General features: G+C 69.6%; 17 protein-coding genes. 8 read left to right on the top strand and 9 right to left on the bottom strand.

Annotation, left to right across the window (positions count from 1 at the left end; translation table 11 throughout):
- The first annotated feature begins 26 nt into the window (after positions 1-26).
- On the top strand, positions 27-737 hold the full coding sequence (locus ACXIZN_RS01635) for a FadR/GntR family transcriptional regulator (protein WP_457952120.1): 711 nt from the start codon (positions 27-29) through the stop codon (positions 735-737).
- Positions 738-822: 85 nt separating this feature from the next.
- On the opposite strand, the gene ACXIZN_RS01630 is transcribed toward ACXIZN_RS01635, so the two are convergent.
- The 6 genes from ACXIZN_RS01630 to ACXIZN_RS01605 are packed head-to-tail and all read right to left on the bottom strand — an operon-like array spanning position 823 to position 7,335.
- Positions 823-1,839 (bottom strand): ABC transporter permease, encoded by a 1,017-nt coding sequence (locus tag ACXIZN_RS01630; RefSeq protein ID WP_457952118.1) that lies wholly within the window; start codon positions 1,837-1,839, stop codon positions 823-825.
- Positions 1,836-3,356, bottom strand: coding sequence for a sugar ABC transporter ATP-binding protein (locus ACXIZN_RS01625; protein WP_457952116.1), 1,521 nt, complete (start codon positions 3,354-3,356; stop codon positions 1,836-1,838). Before ACXIZN_RS01625 ends, ACXIZN_RS01630 begins: the two co-directional genes overlap by 4 nt.
- Positions 3,353-4,378: a sugar ABC transporter substrate-binding protein gene (locus ACXIZN_RS01620; protein ID WP_457960436.1), complete on the bottom strand. Its 1,026-nt coding sequence runs from the start codon at positions 4,376-4,378 to the stop codon at positions 3,353-3,355. The genes ACXIZN_RS01625 and ACXIZN_RS01620 overlap by 4 nt, the downstream gene beginning before the upstream one ends.
- A 37-nt stretch (positions 4,379-4,415) precedes the next feature.
- Complete coding sequence (locus ACXIZN_RS01615; protein WP_457952114.1) at positions 4,416-5,177, bottom strand: SDR family NAD(P)-dependent oxidoreductase; 762 nt, start codon at positions 5,175-5,177, stop codon at positions 4,416-4,418.
- Positions 5,174-6,475: an enolase C-terminal domain-like protein gene (locus ACXIZN_RS01610; protein ID WP_457952112.1), complete on the bottom strand. Its 1,302-nt coding sequence runs from the start codon at positions 6,473-6,475 to the stop codon at positions 5,174-5,176. Before ACXIZN_RS01610 ends, ACXIZN_RS01615 begins: the two co-directional genes overlap by 4 nt.
- A complete protein-coding gene (locus ACXIZN_RS01605) occupies positions 6,475-7,335 on the bottom strand; it encodes a fumarylacetoacetate hydrolase family protein (protein WP_457952110.1) in 861 nt (286 codons plus the stop codon). The genes ACXIZN_RS01610 and ACXIZN_RS01605 overlap by 1 nt, the downstream gene beginning before the upstream one ends.
- Before the next feature lie 230 nt (positions 7,336-7,565).
- Between ACXIZN_RS01605 and ACXIZN_RS01600 the strand changes: the two genes are divergently transcribed.
- Positions 7,566-8,813: a Bcr/CflA family multidrug efflux MFS transporter gene (locus ACXIZN_RS01600; protein ID WP_457952108.1), complete on the top strand. Its 1,248-nt coding sequence runs from the start codon at positions 7,566-7,568 to the stop codon at positions 8,811-8,813.
- 156 nt (positions 8,814-8,969) lie between these two features.
- Here ACXIZN_RS01600 and ACXIZN_RS01595 read toward each other — a convergent pair whose 3' ends face one another.
- A complete protein-coding gene (locus ACXIZN_RS01595) occupies positions 8,970-10,208 on the bottom strand; it encodes an NAD(P)/FAD-dependent oxidoreductase (protein ID WP_457952106.1) in 1,239 nt (412 codons plus the stop codon).
- 195 nt (positions 10,209-10,403) lie between these two features.
- Here ACXIZN_RS01595 and ACXIZN_RS01590 point away from each other — a divergent pair, with 195 nt between their 5' ends.
- From ACXIZN_RS01590 to ACXIZN_RS01580, 3 genes are all read left to right on the top strand, one after another.
- Positions 10,404-10,622: a hypothetical protein gene (locus ACXIZN_RS01590; RefSeq protein WP_126733519.1), complete on the top strand. Its 219-nt coding sequence runs from the start codon at positions 10,404-10,406 to the stop codon at positions 10,620-10,622.
- A 58-nt stretch (positions 10,623-10,680) separates the two neighbouring features.
- The gene (locus ACXIZN_RS01585) at positions 10,681-12,654 is read left to right on the top strand and encodes an SDR family oxidoreductase (protein ID WP_457952104.1); all 1,974 of its coding nucleotides are present in this window, start codon (positions 10,681-10,683) and stop codon (positions 12,652-12,654) included.
- Positions 12,655-12,767: 113 nt separating this feature from the next.
- On the top strand, positions 12,768-14,585 hold the full coding sequence (locus ACXIZN_RS01580) for a hypothetical protein (protein ID WP_457952102.1): 1,818 nt from the start codon (positions 12,768-12,770) through the stop codon (positions 14,583-14,585).
- Positions 14,586-14,613: 28 nt separating this feature from the next.
- Here the strand turns inward: ACXIZN_RS01580 and ACXIZN_RS01575 are convergent, their stop codons facing one another.
- Positions 14,614-15,930 carry an aminotransferase-like domain-containing protein gene (locus ACXIZN_RS01575; protein ID WP_457952100.1) on the bottom strand — a complete coding sequence of 439 codons (1,317 nt, stop codon included), beginning with the start codon at positions 15,928-15,930 and terminating at the stop codon, positions 14,614-14,616.
- A 143-nt stretch (positions 15,931-16,073) separates the two neighbouring features.
- On the opposite strand from ACXIZN_RS01575, the gene ACXIZN_RS01570 reads away from it, so the two are divergent.
- On the top strand, positions 16,074-16,901 hold the full coding sequence (locus ACXIZN_RS01570) for an ABC transporter ATP-binding protein (protein ID WP_126733523.1): 828 nt from the start codon (positions 16,074-16,076) through the stop codon (positions 16,899-16,901).
- Positions 16,902-16,933: 32 nt separating this feature from the next.
- Positions 16,934-17,590, top strand: coding sequence for an O-methyltransferase (locus ACXIZN_RS01565; protein WP_457952098.1), 657 nt, complete (start codon positions 16,934-16,936; stop codon positions 17,588-17,590).
- Between the two features lie 290 nt (positions 17,591-17,880).
- Here the strand turns inward: ACXIZN_RS01565 and ACXIZN_RS01560 are convergent, their stop codons facing one another.
- Positions 17,881-19,821 carry a transglycosylase domain-containing protein gene (locus ACXIZN_RS01560; RefSeq protein ID WP_457952096.1) on the bottom strand — a complete coding sequence of 647 codons (1,941 nt, stop codon included), beginning with the start codon at positions 19,819-19,821 and terminating at the stop codon, positions 17,881-17,883.
- A gap of 100 nt (positions 19,822-19,921) precedes the next feature.
- Between ACXIZN_RS01560 and ACXIZN_RS01555 the strand changes: the two genes are divergently transcribed.
- On the top strand, positions 19,922-20,251 hold the full coding sequence (locus ACXIZN_RS01555; protein WP_457952094.1) for an ArsR/SmtB family transcription factor: 330 nt from the start codon (positions 19,922-19,924) through the stop codon (positions 20,249-20,251).
- Positions 20,252-20,255 lie beyond the last annotated feature (4 nt).

Here is a 20,255-nt window from a genome sequence, read left to right as displayed (position 1 = left end):
GAGGTCTTCGGGGAGGGCGGTGGAACATGCCGGTCACCGATGTCGCGATCGACAAGATCAAGGACATGATCATCTCCGGTGAGCTTGCTCCGGGCGACAGGCTGCCGAAGGAGGCCGAACTGGCCCAGCGGCTCGGTCTGTCCCGCAGTTCGCTGCGCGAAGCGGTGAAGGCGTTGTGCCTGATCCGCGTGCTCGACGTCCGCCAGGGCGACGGGACGTACGTCACCAGCCTCGAACCGAATCTCCTCCTCGACGCGATGACGTTCGTGGTGGACTTCCACCGCGACGACACCGTGCTGGACTTCCTCGCCGTGCGCCGGATCCTCGAACCGGCGGCGACGGCGATGGCCGCGGTGCACATGAGCGACGAGGACATCGAGGAACTAGGCCGCCTGCTCGGCGAACTGGCCGACTCGCCGACCGTGGAGGCGCTGGTCGCGAACGACCTGCAGTTCCACCGCAAGATCGCCGACGGCTCCGGCAATCCGGTGCTGTGCTCGCTGCTGGACAGCCTGTCCGGCCCGACCGCGCGCGCCCGCATCTGGCGCGGGCTCACCCAGGAGGGCGCGGTCGCGAAGACCCGCGAGCAGCACACGGCGATCTACGAGGCCATCGCGGCCCGCGAGCCCGAACTCGCGCGTTCGTGGGCGACCGTGCACGTGGCGGGCGTGGAGCAATGGCTCCGCAACGCACTCGGCACCGCCGACGACCCCACTTCGGCCGCCGAAGCTTCCTGACACCGCTCTCTCCTCCATCGACGCTCCGTGAAGGCCTCCTTCCCTACGCTCAAGGTAGGGAAGGAGGCCTTCACGGACTTTCGAGCTAGGTCTGGGCCTTCCCGCCCGCATAGCGGGAGATGATCAACGCGACCAGGATGATCACGCCGTAGATCGCCTTCAGCCATTCCGGCGGCACCTGCGCCACCTGCAGCAGGTTCGTGACCGTCTGCAGGAGCAACACGCCGGTGAGCGCCCCGACCAGCGTGCCCTTCCCACCGTCCAGTGAGACACCGCCGATCACCGCAGCGGCGAACACCTGAAGGATCAATCCGTCGCCCTGATCGGCGCCGAGCGCACCGACGTAGCCGGTGTACGCGAGCCCGCCGAGCGCGGCCAGCACCCCGGCGACCACGAAGACACCCCACGAGATCCGGTCGACGCGGATACCGGCGGCCCGCGCGGCTTCGCGGTTACCGCCGATGGCGTACAGCGACCGGCCGATCCGGTGATACCGCAGCCCCAGCCCGAACACGGTGAACAGCGCCGCGGCCAGCCACACCGACATCGGCAGCCCGATGAACGTCGTCGTGGCCAGCGCGGTGAACACGTCCAGCTGGTCGAAGAGCGTCTTCCCCTGGGTGGACCCGATCTGCGTGCCGCGCAGCACGGTCAGCATCGCCAGGGTGACGATGAAGGCGTTCAGCTTCAGCTTGACGATCAGGAAACCGTTCACGAAGCCGACCGCGGCACCGGCCACCAGCACGGCGAGGATGCCCGCGAACCCGGGGATCTCCGTGCCGAAACCCGAGGACGCCACCGGGATGACCAGCATCGCGCCGAGCGCGGGCGCCATGCCCATGGTGGATTCCAGCGACAGGTCGAACTTCCCGGTCAGCAGCACGAGCGATTCGCCCAGCACCACCATCGACAGCGCGGCCGAGGCGGACAGGATCCCGACGATGCTGCCGAAGGTCAGGAAGGTGTCACTGATCAGTCCTCCGATGATCAGCACCACGATGAGCGCGGGGACGAGAGCGAGTTCGCGCAGCCAGCGGAACTTCCGGCGCTTCGGCGGCGCCGCGGACGTCGAAGTCTTCGGATCGGTCATCAGTTCGGTCACCGTTCGACTCCTTCGATGTCGGCCACCAGGTCGCCGTCCGGCCAGCCCGCCCGGTGTTCGGCGACCACGGCGCCGGCGCGCAGCACCAGTACCCGGTCGCTCAGACGGAGATCGTCCAGCTCGTCGCTGACGATCAGCACCGCCTTGCCCTCCGCGCGCACCCGGTCGACGACCGCGAGCAGCGCTTCCTTCGATTTCACGTCCACCCCCGCGGTCGGGTTGATCAGCACCACCAGGCGCGGATCCCCGGCCAGCGCGCGGGCGAGGACGACCTTCTGCTGGTTACCGCCGGAGAGGTCGGACACCGGCTGGCCCGCGTCGGCCGCGACGATGTCGTAGTCCTTCAACGCCTGGGCGGCGCGGCCATACCGCGCGACCGGTGACGCCAGGCCCGCCTTCCCCATACGGTCCAAAATAGACAGTGTGGCGTTGTCCGCGATGGAATGCTCCAGCACCAGTCCCTCGTGATGCCGGTCCCTCGGCACACAGCCGATCCCGGCGCGGATGGCGGCCGGGATGTCACCCGGTTTCAACGGCTTCCCATCCACCCGGATGGTGCCGGAGGACGGCGAACGCAGTCCGTACACGGTTTCGGCGACCTGGTGCTTGCCGCTGGCGTTGCTGCCCGCGAGCCCGATCACCTCGCCGCGGTGGATCCGGAACGTCACATCCTCGAAGCCGTCACCGGAAAGCCCGTCGACGGTCAGCACCTCTGCGGCGTCCTCGTCCAACGCCTCGCGTGTGGCGGCGTCACGGACGGAAAGCCCGCCCTGCTCGCCGGTCATCGCGTCGATCAGCTCGGCACGGCCGACCTCCGAAACGGGCGCGGTCAGGATGTGCTTCGCGTCGCGCAGGACGGTGACCGCCTGGCAGACCTCGTACACCTCGTGGAGGTGGTGCGAGATGAACAGGAACGTCACCCCGCTGTCCTGCATCTGGCGCATCCGCGCGAAGAGCCGTTCGATCGCCTGGCTGTCCAGCTGCGCCGTCGGCTCGTCCAGCACGATGAACCGGGCACCGTAGGAGAGCGCCCTGGCGATCTCGACGAACTGCCGGTCCTCCACCGAAAGCTCGCCCGCCGGGGTGTCGACGTCGACGCGCACGTCCCAGGAGTCGAGCAGGTCCCGTGCCTGACGGCGCAACCGCTGCCAGCCGATCGCGAAACCCTTGCCCGACTGGCGATTGAGGAACAGGTTCTCCGCGACGGTCAGCTGCGGCACGACCATCGCGTGCTGGTAGACGCAGGCGACCGCGCGTTTCCAGTCGTCCTGCCTGGACAAGGGCGGCGCGGGGACACCACCGAACTCTACGTACCCGGTGTCCGTTTTGGACAGTCCGGTGAGGATGGACACGAGGGTCGACTTCCCCGCACCGTTGCGGCCGACGAGCGCGTGCGACTCGCCGGGGTGCACGGTGAGGCTGACGTCGGACAGCGCCACGGTCGGGCCGTAGCGTTTGCCGACGCCCTGTGCGCTGACCACCGGCACGGCGGCGGATCCGGCGGGCAGCGCGCTCACAGGTTGTTCCCCCACAGGGCCTTGTCGTCCACGTTGTCCTTGGTGACGACGGGCGCGGGGAGCTGGTCTTCGAGGATGCCTGGGCGGACCTCGACGACGGTGCTGCCGTGGTCGGTCGGACCCGCCTTGAAGGTCTCCCCCGCCATGGCCTTCTTGATCCAGTACATGCCGTACTTGGCGTAGTCGTCGGCGGGCTGGGAGACGGTCGCGTCGAGTTCGCCGGCGCGGATCGCGGCGAGTTCCTGCGGGATGCCGTCGTTGCTGACCAGCACGACATGCTTCGGGTCGCCGACCGGGAAGTAGAGGTTCTTGCGCTTGAGCGCCTGCTGCGTCGGCGCCAGGTACACGCCGCCCGCCTGCATGTACACGGCCTTGATGTCCGGGTTCGCGGTCAGGAGACTGTCCAAACCGGACGAAGCCTTGTCCGCCTTCCATTCGGCGGCGACCTCGAGTACCTGCACGTCTGGGTACTTCGTCTTCATGCACTGCCGGAACGCCTCGGAGCGGTCGCGCCCGTTGACCGAGGCGAGGTCGCCCATGACCTGCACGACCTTGCCCGACGTCACCTTCGCGCCGATCGCCTCGCAGGCCTTGGTGCCGTACGCCTTGTTGTCCGCGCGCACCACCATCGCGACCTTGCCGCTCTCCGGCGCGACGTCGACCGCCACCACCGGAACACCTTTGTTCTCCGCCGCTTTGAGACCGGCCACGACGGCGGCGGAGTCCAGCGGCGTCACGACCAAACCCTTGACGCCCTGGTTGAGCAGGGTGTTGATGTCGGTGATCTGCTTCGCCGAGTCGCTGTCGGCGTTGACCGTCGGCAGCGCCTCGACGCCCTGCTCCTTCGCCTTCAGCGGTACGTAGTTGTTGTAGGCCTGCCAGAACGGCGAGGTCAGCAACGGGATCGTCGCGCCGACCTTGCCGCCTCCACCCGCACCCGGTTGGGGAACGTTGTCCTTTGTGGACCCACACGCCGACAGGGTCAGCCCGAGCGCGGTGGCCGCGGCGGCCACCTTGATCACCCTCGTACGCACCGCATCCTCCTTGATGACAGCGAAACTACTGGTGGTGGACCGGGCCGCGCGGACGCAGCCCGTACATACCTCCGTCGACAGCGAGCGCCGTGCCGGTGGTCGAAGCCGACAGCGGGCTGGCGAGGTACACGACCGCGTTCGCGACCTCGTCCGCGGTGACCAGCCTGCCCATGGGCTGACGGGCGGCGAGCGCGGCGCGTTCGGCCTCCGGATCGCCCGCCGCGTCGAGCAGCCTGCCGACCCACGGGGTGTCCGCGGTTCCCGGGCAGACGCAGTTGACCCGGATCCGGTCGGCGAGGTGGTCGGTCGCCATCGCCAGGGTCAGCGAGAGCACCGCGCCCTTGCTGGCCGAGTACAGCGCGCGGTTGGGCAGGCCCGCCCACGCGGCGATCGAACAGGTGTTGACGATCGCGGCCGACGGCGAGTTCTTCAGCTGCGGCAACGCCGCCCGCGCCAGCCGCACCATGCCGACGACGTTGATGTCGAGCACGCGGTGCCACTCGTCGTCGCTGTTGGCGGTGACGTCACCCTGCGCGCCGATGCCCGCGTTGTTGACCAGGACGTCGAGCCTGCCGAACCGGTCCGCGACCGCGTCGATCGCCGACCGGACCTCCTTGTCGGAGCCGACGTCGCAGCGGAATCCGGCGAGATCTTCGGGAAGGTCGCCGGGATTCAGGTCCAGCACCGCGACCTTCGCCCCGCGCGCGGCGAGCAGGTCCGCGGTGGCCCTGCCGATTCCCGACGCGCCTCCGGTGACCGCCGCGACGAGGCCTTCGAACTCACTCACTTGCTTGTCTCCGTCCATTCCGGACCGTCGGGGAAGGTGAACCGGCGCAGCGTCGCGTCGTGCATCCGGGCCGAGAAGCCCGGCGCGGACGGGGCGACGTAGCGGCCGTCGACGACGGCGGCCGGATCGGTGAAGTGCTCGTGGAGGTGGTCGACCCATTCGATGGACCGGTCGGTGTCGATACCGGACACCGCCACGAAGTCGAACATCGACAGGTGCCGGACCAGTTCGCACAGCCCGACACCGCCGGCGTGCGGGCAGACCGGGATGCCGAACTTGGCCGCCAGCAACAGGATCGCCAGGTTCTCGTTGAACCCGCCGACCCTGGCGGCGTCCAGCTGCAGCACCGAGATCGCGCCCGCCTGCAGCAACTGCTTGAACACCACGCGGTTCTGGACGTGCTCGCCGGTGGCCACCCGGATCGGGGCGAGCGCCTTGGCGATCGCGGCGTGCCCGAGCACGTCGTCCGGCGAGGTGGGTTCTTCGATCCAGTACGGGTCGTACGGGGCCAGCGCGGTCATCCAGGTGATCGCGGTCGAGACGTCCCAGCGCTGGTTCGCGTCGACGGCGACCCGGATGTCCGGGCCGACGGTCTCGCGGGCGAGCTTCATCCGGCGGACGTCGTCCTCCAGATTCCCGCCGACCTTCAGCTTGATCATCTCGAAGCCGTCCGCCACCGCCTGTTCGGCGAGCCGGATCAGTTTCGCGTCCGAGTAGCCGAGCCAGCCGGGGGAAGTGCTGTACGCGCGGTAGCCGTCGCGCTCGATCCGGGCGATCCGCTCGGCGCGGCCCGGCTCGGCGGCGCGGAGGATGTCGAGCGCCTCCTGTTCGGTCAGCGCGTCGGTCAAGTAGCGGAAGTCTACGAGGGAAACCAGGTCCTCGGGCGACATCCCGGCGGCGAAGCGCCAGACCGGGAGCCCGGCGATCCGCGCGGCGAGATCCCACGCGGCGTTGACGACCGCGCCGATCGCCATATGCGCGACCCCCTTTTCCGGGCCGAGCCAGCGCAGCTGCGAATCGCCGACCAGTGTCCGCGACAAAGCGCCGAGCCCGGCGGCGTCGGTCGGCACGTCCATGCCGACGACGTGCGGTTCCAGTGCGCGGATCGCCGCGGCCTGGACGTCGTTGCCGCGGCCGATGGTGAAGGCGAGCCCGTAACCGTCCGGACCGCCGTCGGTGTGCAGCACGACGTACGCGGCCGAGTAGTCCGGGTCCGGGTTCATGGCGTCCGAACCGTCGAGTTCCCGCGAGGTGGGGAACCGGACGTCGAGCACCTCCATACCCACGATCTTCGCCATCACGCCTGCCTGACGTTCTGGCGCTGACGGCCGAGGCCGTCGATTTCGAGCTCGATGACGTCGCCTTCACGCAGGTACGGCTTGGGGTCCGGCTGCCCGAGGGCGACGCCCTGCGGCGTACCGGTGTTGATGAGGTCTCCGGGGCGCAGCACCATGTACTGGCTCACGTAGTGCACGATCTCCGCGACCGGAAAGATCATGTCCTTGGTCGAGGAGTCCTGCTTCTTCTCGCCGTTGACCCACAGCCGCAGGCCGAGGTCCTGCGGGTCGGGCACCTCGTCGGCGGTGACCAGCCACGGGCCGAGCGGGTTGAAGTTCTCGCACGACTTGCCCTTGTCCCAGGTGCCGCCGCGTTCGAGCTGGAACTCGCGCTCGGACACGTCGTTCGAGACGGTGTAGCCGGCGACGTACTCCAGGGCTTCTTCGGCGCTTTCGAGGTAGCGCGCGGTCTTGCCGATGACTACGCCGAGCTCGACCTCCCAGTCGGTCTTCGTCGAACCGCGCGGCACGAGCACGTCGTCCTGCGGACCCACGACGACGTCGGGGGCCTTCATGAAGACGACCGGCTCGGCCGGGACCTCGGCGCCGGACTCCTCGGCGTGCTGCCGGTAGTTGAGGCCGATGCAGACGACCTTGCCGGGCCGCGCGATCGGCGCGCCCACCCTGGCCCGCGCGGCTTCGGGACCGGCTTCGGGCAGCTCACCGGCGGCCAGCGCGGCGGCGACCCTGGCGATGCCGTCGCCCGCGAAGAAGCCGCCATCGATGTCGGCGGTCAGCGCCGAGAGGTCGCGCAGCGTGCCGTCCCCGGCACGTACGAACGGACGCTCACTTCCCGGCTCCCCGAGTCGCAACAGCTGCACGGATCTTCCCTTCAAGCCGAACCGCCAACAATCAACGGCTCCCACAGCAACGAACAGACATCCGATGTATACCCGACGACCTTCGCCGAGATCTAGGGGCCGTTCGGATTTGGATCGAAAATTGATCGGATCAGTCTTGCGAAGTGTGGGTGGCGAGACTCACAGGGGGAATAGTTACCTACTCTAAGCAAGTTGTTCCTCGAGGAACCATGACTGGGGAAGGAACGAGCATGACCATCGCGCCCGAGCGAGTGGAAGAACCCGTCGCGCGGCCCGTCACGACCGGCCGCGCCCGGTTCGTCCTGATCCTCGGCGGCCTGTCCGCCTTCGGGCCCCTGTCCATCGACATGTACCTGCCCGCGCTGCCGCAGATGGCGGGCGAACTGCGCGCGGCGGACGCGACCGTCCAGCTCACGCTGAGCGCGTTCATCATCGGGCTCGCCATCGGCCAGCTGATCCTCGGACCGCTGTCCGACGCGATCGGCCGCCGCAAACCGCTCGTGGCGGGCCTCGCGCTCTACATGGTCGGCTCGGTCCTGTGCGCCGTCGCCCCGACCGCCGAACTGCTCATCGCCGCACGCGGCGTCCAGGCCTTCGGTGCCGCGGCCGGCATCGTGATCGCCAGGGCGACCGTGCGCGACCTCTACTCCGGCACCGCGATGACGAAGTTCTTCTCGCTGCTCATGCTGGTCAACGGGCTCGCCCCGATCCTGGCGCCGATCATCGGCGGCCAGATCCTGAACTGGACCTCGTGGCGCGGCGTGTTCGTCTGCCTGACCGTGTTCGGCGCGATCCTGCTCGCCGTCGTCTTCTTCCTGCTGCCGGAACCCCTGCCCGAGGAACGCCGCACCCCCGCACGGTTCGGCTCGGTGCTGCGGAAGTACGCGAGCCTGCTCCGTGACCGCGGCTTCCTCGGCTACGCCCTGGCCTCCGGACTGATGTTCGGGAGCCTGTTCGCCTACATCTCCGGCTCGTCCTTCGCGCTGCAAGGCGTCTACGGGCTCAGCCCGCAGGCGTACAGCCTGGTGTTCGGGCTCAACGGCATCGGCATCGTGGCCGTCGGCCAGCTGAACGGGCGCATCGTCGGCCGCTTCCCGGAACGGACCCTGCTGACCGTCGGTCTCGTCATCGCGGCGATCGCCGGATTCGGCGTCCTGGCCGCGACGGTGCTGGACCTCGGCCTGATCGGGCTGCTGATCCCGCTGTTCGTCCTGGTGTCGAGTATCGGCATGGTCGCGCCGAACGCGAGCTCGCTGGCGCTCGCCGAACAGGCGCGGTCCGTCGGTTCGGCGTCGGCGCTGCTCGGCGTGCTGCAGTTCGTCGTCGGCGGGCTGGCGACGCCGCTGGTCGGGCTGGGCGGTCCGGGCACCGCGGTCCCGATGGGGATCGTGATGGCGGCCTTCGGCGTGCTCGCGCTGCTGGCCTTCGGGACCATGACGCGGTCCGCCACGGCGGCTTTGGCGGTCGCGCGGGCGTAGGTACTCGTGAGTGGTCAGGACGGTTCTAACCGTCCTGACCACTCACGAGTACCTACGCCCGCGCGACCGCCAAAGCCGCCGTGGCGGACCGCGTCATGGTCCCGAAGGCCAGCAGCGCGAGCACGCCGAAGGNCCTCGTGAGTGGTCAGGACGGTTCTAACCGTCCTGACCACTCACGAGTACCTTGAGGTCAGCGGTCCTCAACTGCTCCGCGGTCACCGCCGCGCGTCCCTCGACCAGGGCCTTCAAGGCGTCCCCGTCGTCCCACTGGTTGACGTTCATCGCGGCGGCCACCTGCCCGTCCCGCAGCCAGAACGCCGTGAAGTCGCGCGACGCGAGGTCGCCCCGCACCACGAGCTCGTCGCTTTCGGGATCGGCGAGCCCCCGGTATTCGCAGCCGAGGTCGTACTGGTCCGAGAAGAAATACGGGCTCCGCAGGTACGGCTCGTTCTCGCCCAGCAGGTTCCCGGCGACGTGCTCGCCCTGCCATTTCGCGTTCGACCAGTGCTCGACGCGGACGCGTTTTCCGTAACGGGGATGGAAATGCGCGGCGATGTCGCCGATGGCGTAGACGTCGGGCGCCGCGGTCCGCAGGCCGGCGTCGGCGCAGACACCGCCGTCGTCGGACAGTTCCAGCCCGGCGGCGTGCGCGAGGTCGATCCGCGGCGCGGCGCCGACGGCCACCAGTACGACGTCCGCGGGAAGCTCGTCACCACTCTGGAGACGGACGCCGGTCACCCCGCCGGGACCGCCGGTGAAGCCCGCGACGCCTTCGCCCAGCCGCCAGTTCACCCCGTGCTCGGTGTGCAGATCCTTGAAGACCCCGGACACCTGCTCGCCCAGTACCGCGAGCAACGGCGAGCCGACCTGATCGACCACGGTCACCTCGGCGCCGTGTTCCCTGGCGGCCGCGGCGGCCTCGGTGCCGATCCAGCCCGCGCCGACGATCACCACCCGCCCGGCGTCCTTGAACGCCGAGCGCAGCGCCAGCGCGTCGTCGAGGGTGCGCAGGGTCCGCAGACCCGGCAGATCCCCGCCGGGCACCGGCAACGAGCGCGGCCGTGAGCCGGTCGCGAGCACGAGCCGGTCGAAACGGTGTTCACCGCCCGCGTCGTCGTGCACGAGGCGGGCGCCGAGTTCGATCTTGGTCGCGGTCGCGCCGCTGGAGAACGCGATGTCCTTCTCCGCGTAGAAACCGTCGTCGTGCACCCAGTCGGGTTCATCGGTGTTGCCGAGCAAAAGCCCTTTGGACAACGCCGGTAATTCGTACGGGCGATGCGTGTCGGTGCCGAGCAGCAGGATCTCTCCCGCGTAACCGCGTTCCCGCAGCGTCCCGGCCGCCGTCGCTCCGGCGAGACCGGCTCCGACGATGACGATCTTCCTGGGTTCGGACATCCATGACCTCCCAAGCAGTCCTCCCCCGGACGCTACTCCCGTTCCTCCACTTCCGGCCTAGCGAGAACGGAAGTCGATCACGATATGAAGGATCGGTTAACCCATCAGCAGGAATGTCGGGTAACTCGCGTCACGGCCCCGAAAGCGCCTCGTCCCAGCCTCGGACGAGAAAGGGAGATCATGGGATACGGGAGGATGAGGACGTTGGCACCCCGGGACGAATGGTCGGTCGGCTGCCGGGATCTCGCGGGCAGGCGCAGGGACGTGACGGTGTTCGTGAGCAGCGACAAGATCGTGCTCGTGGCGCCGCCCGGAGAGGCCGCCGTGCTCGGGCCGCTGGACGTGGGGCGCCTGCGCGCCGCGCTCCGCGACGCCGTGGTCGCGGTGGCCGAGCATCCGGACCACCATGAATGACAACTACCGTTCCTACTTCTGAGTAGGTAGAGTCGGCCCCGTTCGGAAGGAGCCGGCCATGACCACCTACTTCGTGACGGGCGCGACGGGTTTTCTGGGAAAACGCCTGGTCGCGCGCCTACTACGGCGACCTGAGACCGTAGCCGTCCACGTTCTCGTGCGGGAGACCTCACGCGGGAAGCTCCCGAGCCACGAGAAGCTCGTTCCCGTCACCGGCGATCTGACCGAACCCCTGCTGGGCATCGATCCCGCCCGCCTGGAGCCCCTTGACCACGTCGTGCATCTCGGCGCGATCTACGACCTCACCGCGGACGAAGCGGCGAACCGCGCGGCCAATGTCGACGGCACCCGCAACGTCCTGGAGTTCGCCGCCGCCGCGAAGGCCGGGCTCTTCCACCACGTCTCGTCGATCGCGGTCGCCGGGCGGTACGCCGGGCGGTTCACCGAGGCCGACTTCGACCTCGGCCAGAGTTTCGCTTCGCCGTACCACGCGACGAAGTTCGAGGCGGAGAAACTCGTGCGGCAGCACGGGAAAACGCCGTTCCGGGTGTACCGGCCGTCCGCGGTGGCCGGTGATTCGCGCACCGGCGAGATGGACAAGATCGACGGTCCGTACTACTTCCTGCCCGCGATCTCGCGGCTCGCCGCGCTGCCCCGGCGGCTTCCGCTGGCCGCACCGGATCTCGGCGCCACGAACCTCGTTCCGGTCGACTACGTCGTCGAGGCGATGGAACACCTCATGCACGCCGACGCGCCCAGCGGGAGCACGTACCACCTCGCGTCACCGCGGCCGCAACCGCTTCACGAGGTCTACAACGCCTTCGCGGGGGCCGCGGGCGGGCCGAAGATCTCCGCGGTCCTCCCTCCCGGACCGTCCGGAGCGCTGAAGCGCGCCGGAACCCGGCTGGCGAAATCCGCGGCCGCCGGATTCGACCGGGTCCCTGGCGGGCGTTCGGCCAGGGCTGCGGTGCTGGCGGAACTCGGCATCCCGCTCGAAGTCCTGCCGCATCTGAGCATGGAGGTCGACTTCGACACGAGCGCGACGACGGCCGCGCTCGAAGGCAGCGGCATCACCTTGCCGCCGTTGAAGGAGTACGCCGGTCCGCTCTACCGGTACTGGCTGGAGCACCTGGATCCCGACCGCGGCCGCCGCCGTCCGGGGCCGGCACCCCTCGTCGGTCGCAAGGTGCTGATCACCGGGGCCTCCTCGGGCATCGGTCGCGCGTCCGCGCTGGCCGTCGCCGCGAAGGGCGGCGAAGTGATCCTCGTGGCCAGGCGCGCCGACGAACTCGAACAGGTCCGCGAGCAGATCGTCGCGGCGGGCGGGAAGGCGTCGGCGTATCCGTGCGACCTCACCGACGGCGGTGCCGTCGACGCGCTGGTCAAGGACGTGCTCGCCGCGCACGGCGCCGTCGACATGCTGGTCAACAACGCGGGCCGCTCGATCCGGCGGTCGCTTTCGCTGTCCACCGAACGGTTCCACGACTACGAGCGGACGATGGCGATCAACTACTTCGGCCCCGTGCGGCTGACGCTGGGCCTGCTGCCGTCGATGACCGCGCGCGGATTCGGGCACGTCGTCAACGTGACCACCCAAGGACTGCAAACGGACACCCCGCGGTTTTCCGCTTACCTGGCCTCGAAGGCCGCGCTGGAGGAGTTCGGGCTGACCGCCGGCCGGGAAACGCTTTCCGACGGCGTCACCTTCACCTCGGTCCGGATGCCGCTGGTGCGCACCGACATGATCGCACCGACCGGGTCCTATCGAGGCATGCCGTCGAGCTCCCCCGAACGCGCCGCCGCTCTGGTGGTGAAGGCACTGGAGAAACGACCCGAGATCCTGAACCTGCCCGAAGGAACCGCCGCCGAACTCGTGACGCTCGTCGCACCCAAGACGGCGAGGTTCTTCGCCCACCTCGTCTACCGCGCGATGCCCGAGTCCGCCCCGGAATCCCGTGGCCTGCCCCGGAAGGCTCCGCTCGCGTCGGTGGCGGGCGCGGTCACCCGGCTGGTCTGGCGCCGCCGTCCCTGACGTCCCGCCGCCGGGGCTCGATCGGGGGACGCCCCTGGCCGCTACCATCGGTTTCCGATACGCCGGGGGGTCGGCGGGCACGGGCCGAGGCAGGACGACCGGGAAGGGGCAGTGTGGACGTCGCCAGTCCCCCGCTGTCGACCGGACCGGACGCGGCTGGGGTGCCAGCGGTACGTCCGTCCAGGACAGTGCTGCGGCTTTCCCTGCACGCGATCTGGGTGCTCGCGCTCGCCGTCGCCACCGAACTCCGGGTGGGGCGCTTCGGTTTCCATCCGTCGGACCAGGGCTTCATCCTCGCCCAGGCGTGGCGGGTGCTGCACGGCGAAGTCCCGCATTCCGACATCATCTCCGCGCGGCCACTGGGTTCGGCGTACCTGCACATCGTCGACTTCATGCTGCCGGGTCCGTTGTTCTTCGTCTCCAGCGTGCTCAGCATGCTGGAGATCATCCTGGCGACCATCGCGTTCGCCGTGCTGGTCACCCGGCGCCGCGTCCGTGACTGGGGCCCGGGGCTCACCGGGCTGACGGCGGCCGCGTCGCTGCTGAACCTCAACGCCTTCCCGCTGATGGCCTGGCACACGATCGACGGGATCTTCCTGACCGCCTGCGGTGCCTGGGCGCTGGATTCGGGGCTGCGCAACGGCAAGGCGTGGCCGCGGCGGCTCGGCCTGGTGCTGCTGGGCACCGCGGTGTTCGTCAAACAGAGTTTCGCGCCGGTACCGCTGATCGCGTTGTGCTGGCTGCTGCTGCACCCGTCGCTGCGGGAAGGCGCGTTCCGCACCGGCCGCTGGTGGGCCCGGCTGGCCTGGGATCTGCTGGCGCTGGGCGCTTTCCTGGTGTTCTACATCGGAATCGTCACCCTCGACGGCGGGCTGGGCGCGATGGCCGAGCAGCTCACCGGCGGCCTGCCCGCGTACGGCCAGCGCCTTCTCGGGCTGTGGCTGGAAAACCCCGCGTCGCTGCTGCGGCCGCCGGTACGTGGCTTGACCTTCTTCGCGATCGCAGGGGTGTTCCTGGCGCTGCTGGGGATCTTCCGCGAGCGCGCGGGCCGCGCCGGGGCGGTCCTCGCGCGGCTGCTGCTCCTGGCCGGCGTGGCGGTGGTGGTCGGCACGGTCGTCGACGGGCACTTCACCGGCGCGTCGCGCTGGGCGGACGTCCTCTGGTGGATCCTCGGTGTCGCGCTGCTGGTGAACTGGGCGGCGACGCGGCGGTTCTCGCGGATGGGCGCGCTCGTCTTCGCGACCGGCTTCATGACCAGCCTGTCCTGGGGGAACGACACGCCGACGCTGTTCACCGGAACACTGGCGCTGACGGCGATCCTGCTGCTGGCGGACGCGCTGCCGCCGCTGCCGGAGCCGTCCCGCCGGCTCGGGCTGGCCGGCGCCACGGCGATGGGCCTGGTCGCGGTGCTGGCGTCGGGCTGGGCCGTGGTCGCGCACCACGACGAAGCCGCGTACCTCGACATGGCGCACGAGAAGCTGACCGGCGATCTCGGCGAGGTGACGCCGTCGATGCGCGGGATCCGGACGAATCCGGGCACCTTCACCTACATCTCCCAGATCCAGGACTGCGTCACGCGATTCCCCGCCGGGCGCACGGCCGTCCTGCCGGACAACCCGTTCGCCTATCCCGCCTTCGGCCTGCGCAACCCGTTCCCGCTGGAATGGCCGCTGCCGCTGGAGATCGTCGCCGACGCTCCGGAGCGCATGCTCGCGACCGCCGACGTCCTCAACCGCGAAGGCGATTACCTGGTGCTGTTTCAGACCGTCAGCATGCCCGCGCTGGCCAGAGGCGGGCCGGTGCCCGCCGAGGTCGCCGGGGACGCGCCGATCTTCGACTACCTCGGCCTGGAGAACGCGCTGCGGTCCCGGCTCACCGGGCAGACCGTCACCTGCGGCAGCTTCGTCGGCAAGTGGGCGCCCCGCCCCTGACGCATTTCGTTCTCTGGATGCGGGGGGGTCAGTCGACGCCGGCGTCCTCGGGGCGACCGGAAGCGAGACCGGCGAGGACGTCCAAGGCGGCCGCGAGCGTCTCCAGGGGCGGCGACGAGACGGCGAGGCGCACCGCGTTCGGGGCGTGACCGGGGACGACGGCGAACGCGGCCGCCGGGGTGACCGCGATCCCGCGCCGCGCGGCCGCGGCGACGAAGGTCTCGGCGCGCCAGTGTTCGGGGAGCTCCCACCAGCAGTGATACGCCTGCGGATCGGCGTGCAGGGCGAACCCGGCCAGCCGCGCCGCCGTCACCCGCTGGCGTTCCGCGGCGTCGAGCCGTTTCGCCCGCTCGACGGTTTCCAGCGTCCCGCCGGTGATCCACCGGGTGGCGGCTTCGACGGCGAACCGGGGCGCGACCCAGCCGCCCGAGCGCACGGACGCGGCCAGCCGTTCCCGCCATTCCGCCGGGACGGCGAGGAAACCGGTGGTCAGCCCCGGGGCGAGCCGTTTCGACATGCTGTCGACGAACACGGTGCGCTCCGGCGCGTACGCCGCGAACGGGCGGACCTCGGGCCGGAGGAAGGTGTAGATACCGTCCTCGATCACCGGGATGTCCATCCGCCGCACGGTTTCCGCCAGCTCAACGCGCCGCGCTTCGTCCATTGTGGACCCGAGCGGGTTGTGCAGCGTCGGCTGGACGTACAGCGCGCGCACGGACGCGGCTTCGAGCGCCTCGGGTATGAGACCCCTCTCGTCGGTCTCGATGGGCACCAACTGGACCCCGAGCCGTCCGGCGAGTGCCTTGACCACGGGATAGGTGATGGCTTCGACGGCGAGGCGCTCCCCCATCGGCACGAAGGCGGCGATGGCGGCCGCGATGGCCTGGCGCCCGCTCCCGGCGAAGAGGATCTCCGGCGTCCAGCCGTCCTTCGCGAGCAGCCCGACGACGGCGTCACGCGCCTGCTTCGAACCCGAGACGCTTCCCGGCCGCAGCGCCGCGGTCAGGACGTCGTCACGCAGCAGCGGCTCCAGCGCCTTCCCGACCAGCGCCGACTGCTCTGGCAGGACGGCGAAGTTGAGCTCGAGGTCGACCGTCGCGCCACCGGGTTCGGCGAGCGCGGTCTCCAGCGGCGGCCTCCCGGCGCGGACGAACGTGCCCCGGCCGACCTCGCCGACCACGACACCTCTCCGGACGAGTTCGCCGTAGACCCTGGCGGCGGTCGAGTTCGCGATTCCGCGTTCGCGGGCGAAGCGCCGCTGCGGGGGCAGCCGGTCGCCAGGACGGAGCCTTCCCGCCTCGACGTCGGCGGAGATCTCGTCCGCGACTATCCGGTAGTCCTCCATACAGGTTCCTTCGATCGCACCGAGACCGCTCGCGGGATTGCACTGCGATAGTGCACTGCGGATGATGCCATCGACGAACGTCGTGAGCCGACTGCGACCTACGGAACACCACAACGGCGGACTCCTAGGTTAGCCTAACCTGCGTGGAGACCGTGGAAACCCTCACCGAGCAGAGCACGACGTCCCGCCTGCACGCGGACGCGCTGACGCTCGCCTACGACGGCCGGACCGTGGCCGAAGACCTCGGGGTGGTCATCCCCGACCGGTCGTTCACCGTGATCGTCGGCCCGAACGCGTGCGGCAAGACGACCCTGCTGCGCGCGCTCGCGCGGATGCTCAAACCCCGCCAGGGGTCGGTGTTCCTCGACGGGCAGGTGATCAGCTCCTTCCCCGCCAAGGAGGTCGCGCGGCGGCTCGGCCTGCTCCCGCAGAGCTCGATCGCGCCCGACGGCATCACCGTCGCGGACCTCGTCGCGCGTGGCCGGTACCCGCACCAGCGCCTGCTGCGCCAGTGGTCCCGCGAGGACGCCACCGTGGTCGCGGAGTCCATGCGCGCCACCGGGGTCGACGACCTCGCCGAGCGGCTGGTCGACGAACTGTCGGGCGGTCAGCGGCAGCGCGTGTGGATGGCGATGGCGCTCGCGCAGGAGACCGATCTCCTGCTGCTCGACGAGCCGACGACGTACCTGGACATCGCCCACCAGATGGACATCCTCGACCTGTGCGCGCAGCTGCACCAGGAACAGGGCCGCACGCTGGTCGCGGTGCTGCACGACCTCAACCACGCCGCCCGCTACGCGACGCACATGATCGCGATGCGCGGCGGAGAGGTCCTGGCGACGGGCTCGCCCGAAGAGGTCGTGACCGCGGCCAACGTCGAGAAGATCTTCGAGCTGCCCTGCCGGGTGATGCCGTGCCCCGAAACCGGGACCCCGCTGGTGATCCCGAAGGCCGGTCGCCGCGCCGCTTGATCATCCCGGAGTAGGTTGGCGGCGGAGGTGCCATGTCACAGCAACTGTGGTCCGAAGTGGACGATTATCTGTCCGGGGTGCTCATCCCGTCCGATCCCGCCCTCGAAGGCGCGCGCGAGGCGTCGGATCAGGCCGGGCTGCCGTCGATCGCCGTCGCGCCGAACCAGGGCAAACTGCTCAACCTGATGGCGAGGATGATCGGCGCCCGGTCCATCCTGGAGATCGGCACGCTCGGCGGATACAGCACGATCTGGCTCGCCCGCGCCCTGCCGCCGCAGGGCAGGCTCGTCACCCTCGAATACGACCCGAAACACGCCGAGGTCGCGCGCGGCAACATCGAAGCGGCCGGGCTCGGCGGGCTGGTCGACGTCCGCGTCGGCAAGGCGCTGGACCTGCTGCCCTCGGTCGAGGGCCCGATCGATCTGGCCTTCATCGACGCCGACAAGGTCAACAACCCGGCCTACTTCGAGGCGTCGCTGGAGCTCGTCCGGCCCGGCGGCGTGATCGTGGTCGACAACGTCGTCCGAGGCGGCGCGGTGACCGACGCCGCCAGCGAAGACCCCAACATCCAAGGGATCAGGCGGCTGCACGAGATGATCGCCGCCGAACCCCGCGTCGACGCGACGGCCGTCCAGACGGTGGGCAGCAAGGGCTACGACGGGCTCACCGTCGTGCTGGTGAAGCCCTGACGGCTCCCGCTCGGCCGGGTCGTCGCGCTTCGGCCGGGCGTGTGCCGTCCCGGTGACCGTGTCGCGAAAGCCACTTTCGCGACGTCTGATGTCCCGAAAGTGGCTTTCGCGNCATGACTCTGGTGCGGAGCAGCCGCCGCACCAAGCCCTCGTGAGTGGTCAGGACAGTTGGAATCGTCCTAGCCACTCACGAGGCCTGGTGAGCATGTCGCGAAAGCCACTTTCGCGACGTCTGATGTCCCGAAAGTGGCTTTCGCGACACCGCGTCCAGGGCGACCTGGACCGAAGCCTCACCGCGGCGCCGTCGTGACCGGCCGCGGGCCCGAGCCGTCCGGCCACCGCACCGGCACCCCCTGGTGCACACCGGTCATGAAGCGCTGCCACACGTCGGCCGGGATCGTCCGCCCGGTCAGTTTCTCCCCGGCGGCGTCCCGCATCCGGCGCGGCTCGTCGGAGCCGACCCAGACCGCCGTCGCGAGCTGCGGCGTGTACCCGACCGCCCAGCCACCGGCGTTGTCGTCCGTCTCCTCGAACTGGAAGTCGCCGGTCTTCAGCGCCGCCGGGCGGTCCTTCAGGCCGGTGGCCAGCACCTGGCTCATTTCGCTCGCGATCCGGCGGCTCAGCGCCTCGTCGTCTTTGAACGCGGGCGCCCTGTCCGACGGCCGTTCCCACACGATCTCGCCGTTCTCGTCCCGGATCTTCGACACCAGATGCGGGGTGGCGCGCATACCGTCGGCGGCGAAGGTCGCGTAGGCACCGGCCATGTCGCTGGGGCGCAGGGGATACCGGCCGACCGCGATCCCGGGGCCGATCAGGAACCCGTCCTTCTCCCGCAGTGTCACCGCGCCGTCGACGGTCTCGGGGATCCCGGCCGCGCGGGCGCCTTCGCGGACCGCTTCCGCGCCCAGTTTCTTCGCCAGGTCGACGAACGGGCCCTGGGCGCCCCGCCCCATCGCCTCACGCAGCGTGCACTTCCCGGCTTCACCGCACTGGTCCTCGAATTTGAAGGTTTCGCCGAGGAAGTCGACCTCCGCGGGCGCCTTGAGCGGTTCGTCCACGCCGATGCCCCGTTCGAGACCGGCGGCGAGGATGAACGGCTGGAAGGCGGAGCCGGTGCCGTACGGGGTGCCGGCGTAGTCGTGCACGCTCCAGCCACCGCCGTTGTAGGCGCGGATGGCGCCGGTCCCGGGTTCGACGGCGACCAGCGACGCGCGGAAGTGCTCCGGCTGACCCTTCAACCGCTCCTTGACGGCTTTCTCGGCTTCGGCCTGCGCTCGCGGATCGATGGTCGTCTCGACCTTCATCGCACCGCCGCGGAGCCGGTCGAGCGGGTAGCCGACCTGTTCCAGTTCCGCGAGGACCTGCTGCTTGATGTGGTACTGCTCGTAGGTCACGCGACCGGCCCGGGTCTCCGACGGCGCCTGGATCGCGTCCTCCGGGTAGGTCATGGTGACCGCTTCGGCCTGGCTGACGTAACCGCGCGCGACCAGCTTGTTCATCACGTAGGACCAGCGCTTCATCGCGTGCTCGTGGCTGGAGGCGTACGGGTCGTGCACCGAAGGCGACTGAATCATGCCCGCGAGGAACGCCGCCTCGCTCCAGGTCATCGAGTCATCGAGCTTGCGGCCGAAGTAGGCGTTCATCGCCGAAGCCGGGCCGTAGGTGCCGCGGCCGAACGAGATGATGTTGACGTAACTCTCGAAGATCTCCTTCTTGGTCTGCTGCTGGGTGATCTTCGTGGCGAGCACCAGCTCGGAGAACTTGCGGGTGAGGGTGGCGTCCTCGTTGCCGGTGGACTTCTTGATGTACTGCTGGGTGATCCCCGAACCGCCGCCGACGCCGGTCACCAGCGCGCGGCCGAGCCCGGTGAGGTCGAAACCCTCGTTGTCCCAGAAGGTCGGGTCCTCGGTCGCGACGATCGCGTCGCGTAGTTTCGCGGGGATGGCGTCGTACGGCACGAACAGCCGGTCGCCGCCGGGCGGTACCACCTTGAGCAGCTCGGAACCGTCGGCGTTCTGCAGGACCACGGTCTTGTCGAGGTCGGCGAGGACCTCTTGCGGGCTGCGGACGTCGAGCAGGACGTACGCGAGCCCGAACGCGACGACGGGGATGCCGATCAGCAGGCCGAGCGTCCAGGCGGCGATCCGTCGCCACCTGCGCCTCTTGCTCTTCGGCTCGGGAGGGGCCGTGGTCTCCGACTCGGGTGCGTCTGCCTCATCCGGGTTTTCCACGCCAGGTTAGACGCCCGAACGAGTGAAAAGGTTGTGGGAAAGTCACCGAACTGCCTCCTGTTCATGACTTGAAGAATTCTTCATTTGATAATATGGTCAGATGCCCGTCCCCCTGTACCAGGCCAAGGCGGAGTTCTTCCGCATGCTGGGCCACCCGGTCCGGATTCGTGTGCTGGAGCTGCTCGCCGAAGGCCCGAAGGCCGTCCGCGACCTGCTCGCCGAGATCGAGGTCGAGGCCTCCAACCTCTCGCAGCAGCTGGCCGTCCTGCGCAGGTCGGGAATCGTCACCTCGACCCGCGAGGGCTCGACGGTGGTGTACGCGCTCGCCGGCGGCGACGTCGTCGAGCTCCTGCGCGCGGCCCGGCGGATCCTCACCGAGCTGCTGGCCGACCAGAACGTCCTGCTCGCCCAGCTACGCGACGCGGAGTGACTGG

Source organism: Amycolatopsis sp. TRM77291 (assembly GCF_054166285.1).
Note: the sequence above shows the minus strand (reverse complement) of the source record. Positions and strands in the feature narration are given on the sequence as shown.

Bases quoted from the DNA above. Each gene is read 5' to 3' on its own strand.
- ACXIZN_RS01595 (WP_457952106.1), bottom strand. From the start codon at position 10,208: ATGTCCGAACCCAGGAAGATCGTCATCGTCGGAGCCGGTCTCGCCGGA.
- ACXIZN_RS01635 (WP_457952120.1), top strand. From the start codon at position 27: ATGCCGGTCACCGATGTCGCGATCGACAAGATCAAGGACATGATCATC.
- ACXIZN_RS01610 (WP_457952112.1), bottom strand. From the start codon at position 6,475: ATGGCGAAGATCGTGGGTATGGAGGTGCTCGACGTCCGGTTCCCCACC.
- ACXIZN_RS01565 (WP_457952098.1), top strand. From the start codon at position 16,934: ATGTCACAGCAACTGTGGTCCGAAGTGGACGATTATCTGTCCGGGGTG.
- ACXIZN_RS01555 (WP_457952094.1), top strand. From the start codon at position 19,922: ATGCCCGTCCCCCTGTACCAGGCCAAGGCGGAGTTCTTCCGCATGCTG.
- ACXIZN_RS01600 (WP_457952108.1), top strand. From the start codon at position 7,566: ATGACCATCGCGCCCGAGCGAGTGGAAGAACCCGTCGCGCGGCCCGTC.
- ACXIZN_RS01575 (WP_457952100.1), bottom strand. From the start codon at position 15,930: ATGGAGGACTACCGGATAGTCGCGGACGAGATCTCCGCCGACGTCGAG.
- ACXIZN_RS01585 (WP_457952104.1), top strand. From the start codon at position 10,681: ATGACCACCTACTTCGTGACGGGCGCGACGGGTTTTCTGGGAAAACGC.
- ACXIZN_RS01590 (WP_126733519.1), top strand. From the start codon at position 10,404: ATGAGGACGTTGGCACCCCGGGACGAATGGTCGGTCGGCTGCCGGGAT.